A 3,722-nucleotide genomic window follows, 5' to 3' on the forward strand; every position below is an offset into this window, starting at 1 on the left:
TTGAAAACATTATGTTATGTTGGGGGAATTACCCATAACCGGGGAGTAGATATTCTTGTAAAAAGTATTGAGGGCACCGGTTGGACATTGCATCTGGCGGGTAAAGTTTATAATGAGCGATATTTAAGAAAAATGAAAAAGATGAAAGGCTGGGAGAATGTGAATTACTTGGGAGTTATCGACAGAGAAGGCATAAAAAAACTGTATGAGGATTCCTGTGTTGGCATGTTGTTGTTAAGACCGCGGGAAGGGTTTAAGGATTCTCTTCCGATAAAATTGTTTGAGTACATGGCTGCCGGTATCCCGGTAATGGCTTCCGACTTTCCTCTTTGGAGAGAGATGATTGAGGACAACCGGTGTGGAATTTGTGTGGATCCTTTAAATGTGGAAGAAATTCGCCATCAAATCAACAAACTTTTAGACGATACCGGGTTGGCCAGAGAAATGGGAGGAAACGGAAGAGAATTGGTTGTCAGGAGATATAACTGGAATCAGGAAAAAAAGCAGCTTAAAAAATTTTATGCCCGAATCCTGAGCGATTCCACACACGGGGTCTGAAATGGGCTGACTGAATTATTGACTATTTTTATATTTGCCGGTGATATGGGATTTGGCTGTTAATTTGGCTTTACAATAAGATTCGGGAATCATATTTTAATGAAGGGAAAAGTGTCAATTATCATACCTTGCCGGAATGAAAAGGATCATATTGGAGCATGCATGCACTCGCTTCTCAATAATGATTATCCGCAAAAAGAGTTCATTGTGGTAGATGGACTGAGCAATGACGGCACCCGTGAGATTATAAGTGAATTTGCACAACGGTATGTCAACGTTAAGCTTATTAATAATAGCAGGTATATTACACCGATAGCGCTTAATCTGGGACTGGATGAGGCTGATGGGGAGTACGTCCTGATTGCAGGGGCGCACGCTACGTTTCCCCTTAATTATATCACGGAAATGGTCCGGAGAATCAATCTTTTTGATGATGCGGCGGGGATAGGAGGGGCTTTGAATACAGTGGCAGAGAATACCTTGATTGCTCAGTCTATTGTCAAAGTGATAACGGACAAAATGGGTGTGGGAAATTCAATGTTTAGGGTCGGGGTAAACGGACCTGTAAAAGTCGATACCTTGCCCTATGGCCTCTATAAGAAAGAGGTATTTCACAAGATCGGCAAGTACGATGAGCGTTTGGTGAGGAATCAGGATATTGAGCTGGCCAGGAGAATGTGGCGATATGGGGAATATCTTTACCTGTTTTCGGATATTAAGTGTAATTATCATTTTAAAGGCAGTTTCTCCAATCTTGCCCGTATGAATTTTAAAAACGGGTTGTGGAATGTTTTTACCTTTTATATTACCAAACATTTGTCATCCCTGAGTACCCGGCATTATATTCCTTTGCTTTTTGTACTGGCATTATTGGGTCCTGTTATACTGGCCTTTTTGTCAGAACCGGTATTTGTATTCGTGAGTCTGACAATAGCTGTAATCTATTTTACCCTTATCATTTTTAAAAGCGTTAAACTGGCAGATAAGCATTCAAGGATAATATACCTTATCTGGAGTTTTTGTGTACTTCATTTTTCATATGGTTTAGGATCCTTACTCGGATTGTTTCATTTGAAAAAGCTTTTTAAGTAAAACCGCCCATCTTTTGATAACCTTTCGAAACTTCACCCAATCCTTTTTTCAAAGTTTGTATTTCCGGCGTTCGGTAGTTTTGATCGCCGGTACGGCAGTAAGCCAGATCATAGCCCTTTTGTTTCAGTTGATTTTGAGAAGACTGTTCTTACCGGAAGTTTTCGGGGCTTTCGCCTTATATTTAAGTACTTTCAGTATTTTAGCCACCCTTACCTCCCTAAAATATGAAAATGCCATCATCATTCCCAAATCCGGGAAAAAGGCCGTTCATCTTTTCTATCTCAGTTTTTTTCTGAATATACTGTTTAGTCTCCTTCTTTTTGTTGTTTTTCTGTTGTTCAGAGATGAGTTCTCGCATTTAATCGGGTTAAATGATCAATATTCCCATTGGTTTTTGGTACTACCTTTATCGCTTTTGTTTTTTGGTTTTTACAAAGTGATTAATTTCATGCTTATTCGGGAGAAACGGTTTCGTTACGCTTCATTGAATAAAGTTATCCGGCGAAGCTTTGAAGGAGCCGGTCAAACTACAGCCGGAGTATTGGGTTTCAGCAGTGGATTGGTATGGGGTCATTTGTTGGGAAGTTTCTCTAATAACATATCTGGCTTGCTGCAGCTCAGAAAGATGTCCTGTTTTGCACAGCCGTTTGAGTTTTCCACCTTGAAAGGGGTCATGAGGCGTTTTGGTAATTTTCCAAAATACCAGGCTTTTCCCCATATGCTCAATACGTTCAGTTTTACATTGCCGGTGATCATAGTTAATATATTATACAATCAGGAGATAACCGGCTTTTTTGATCTGACCAGGCAAGCATTGGCCCTTCCCCTGGCTCTCGTATCTACTTCTTTATCTCAGGTGGTTCTGCAGGATATATCCGAGAGAAGGAATCATGAGCAGCCCATCTGGCAACAGGTGTCGCAAACATTTAAAATGCTGCTGATAATCAGTTTACCTGGTATATTGATTGTTTTGTTCTGGGGGCAGAACCTTTTTGCTTTTTTCTTTGGCAGTGAATGGGTATTATCCGGTAAAATGGCACAAATTCTGATTTTTTCTTATGCCATAAGGTTTGTTATTACTCCCCTTTCACCGGTTTTAACAGCACTCGAACGATTAAAAATATTGGCCCTGTGGAGGATTACCTATTTTTTGGCCATACTTTCTCTTTTCCTTTTTACACACATTGATATTTTTCTGTTTTTCAAAATCTATATGGGAATCGAGGTTGGATTCTACACCCTGTATTTTATTATGATTTGGTCTGTGTGTTTGAATTATGACCGAAAGCTGGGTAGCTCAAAAACAATTAAAGAATGAGCCCAAACCGGCTCATAAATATTACGGAAAAACTGAATGCTTTAACTTTATCGGCGATAGCTTTTTTGATTCCCTTTAACAGCCTTGTAAACCGTTACGTGCTGGGTGTATTTCTGGTATCCTCGTTTGTGATGTACATCTCGCGGCCCGATAAGCTATTGATAAAAAAATATAAAGGATTCATTGCTTTATTTCTGCTTTTTCTTATTTATGGGATAAGCTTTCTGTATTCCCATCACCTTAACCTGGCGTGGATTGATCTTGAGAAGAAGCTTCCCTTGTTCCTCTTGCCTCTGGCATTTGTAATTATTAAACCCGGTCAGAACAAAACCAGTCAGCTTTATTGGGCTTTCCTGGCAGGAGTTGTATCGGTTACCGTGGTTTGTGGCGGTTATTTTATCTATCATACCCTTTCTGATCCCCATTTTCACCGGGTTCTTGTCAATCATCCCTTCTATCAGATGTATTCCCGATTTTACATTTTTGGAAATACCAATTATTTTGCCGTGTATTTGAATATGGGTGTATTGCTAATACTCGGCATGCTTGGAAAAACCCCGTGTCAGGTCTATAAAAAGCGATTGAAATGGTTTATGTATATTGGTTTGTTTTTGTTTGTGGGCTTATCCTTTGTTATTTCTTCCCGCTCAGGCATTGTTACCACAGTGATTCTTCTGGTGTTCTCTGCTTACTACCTGGTTAAAATACGTTATTTCCGCTTTGTTTCAATGGCTTTATTGATATTGGCTCCTCC

Annotated in this window: 4 protein-coding genes; all 4 read left to right on the top strand. The window is 39.7% G+C overall.

Translation table 11 applies throughout. The annotated features are described in order from the left end of the window. A partial coding sequence (locus KGY70_18815; protein MBS3777255.1) for a glycosyltransferase occupies nt 1-558 on the top strand: 558 nt, incomplete at its 5' end. Nucleotides 559-657: 99 nt separating this feature from the next. Beyond that, the gene (locus KGY70_18820; GenBank protein MBS3777256.1) at nt 658-1,650 is read left to right on the top strand and encodes a glycosyltransferase family 2 protein; all 993 of its coding nucleotides are present in this window, start codon (nt 658-660) and stop codon (nt 1,648-1,650) included. A 13-nt stretch (nt 1,651-1,663) separates the two neighbouring features. Beyond that, complete coding sequence (locus KGY70_18825) at nt 1,664-2,968, top strand: oligosaccharide flippase family protein (GenBank protein MBS3777257.1); 1,305 nt, start codon at nt 1,664-1,666, stop codon at nt 2,966-2,968. Next, the coding region (locus KGY70_18830; GenBank protein MBS3777258.1) for a hypothetical protein at nt 2,965-3,722 on the top strand (758 nt) is incomplete at its 3' end. The genes KGY70_18825 and KGY70_18830, both read left to right, overlap by 4 nt.

Source organism: Bacteroidales bacterium (genome assembly GCA_018334875.1).
In the GTDB taxonomy this organism is placed as follows: Bacteria; Bacteroidota; Bacteroidia; order Bacteroidales; family UBA12077; genus JAGXLC01.